The organism is Mesorhizobium sp. M0751 (assembly GCF_040320265.1).
Taxonomy (GTDB): Bacteria; Pseudomonadota; Alphaproteobacteria; order Rhizobiales; family Rhizobiaceae; genus Mesorhizobium.
Window position 1 is genome coordinate 1 of the sequence record NZ_JAMYPH010000082.1, and the last position, 837, is coordinate 837.

Annotated in this window: 1 pseudogene; it reads right to left on the reverse strand. The window is 61.5% G+C overall.

From position 1 onward, the window contains the following. Window positions 1–86 precede the first annotated feature (86 nt). Window positions 87–837 (reverse strand): annotated as a pseudogene (locus tag NKI19_RS32750) (IS256 family transposase); the annotation flags it as partial.

The window sequence follows — 837 nt, forward strand, 5'->3', positions numbered from 1 at the left end:
AATCCTGTGGGCCAGGACGAAGAAACAGGCTCACCTGAGCCGAACAAAGAAACGCAACAGGAATCGAAAAAGTCGAAATCAGGCTTGTCGATGTCATCCGTCGTGTAGATGATGCAGCGCCCGCTCTCGTGATAGGCGAAGAGGGGCAGACGTGCTCCCAGGTGCGCCGCCAGCTCTGAGTGATCGCCGGATAGCGCTGCCCCCAGAACCCGGCCTCGAAGTCCTCCAGGGCTTTCATACCGGCGCCGGCCTCCTTGGCCCGGTAGATGGCCCTGAGCGCCGGCACGACGGCTTTGCGATCCTTCCACGACACGAACTCGAGCGAATGGCGGATCAGGTGAACGATGCAGGTCTGGACGGTTGTCTGGGGAAAGACGGCGCCGATCGCTTCTGGAAAGCCCTTGAGGCCGTCGACGACGGCGATCAGGATATCGGCGACGCCGCGGTTCTTCAGCTCATTCATGACGCGCAGCCAGAACTTGGCGCCTTCGGTCTGCTCGATCCAGATGCCGAGGATCTCCTTGGTGCCGTCAGGCAGGATGCCGAGCGCGATGTAGATGGCCTTGTTGCGCACGAAGCCCTCGTCGCGAATTTTGACCCGGATGGCGTCGAAGAAGACCAGGGAAAGCAGGCGTCCAACGGCCTGTTCTGCCATTCGGCGACCTCCTCGAGCACGGCGTCGGTGACGGCCGAGATCAGGTCCGGCGAAACGTCGATGCCGTAGAGTTCCTCCAGGTGACCGCGGATCTCGCGCACGCTCATGCCGCGCGCGTACATCGACACGATCTTGGCGTCGAAATCGGGAAAGCGGCGCTGATACTTTGCGATCAACTTCGG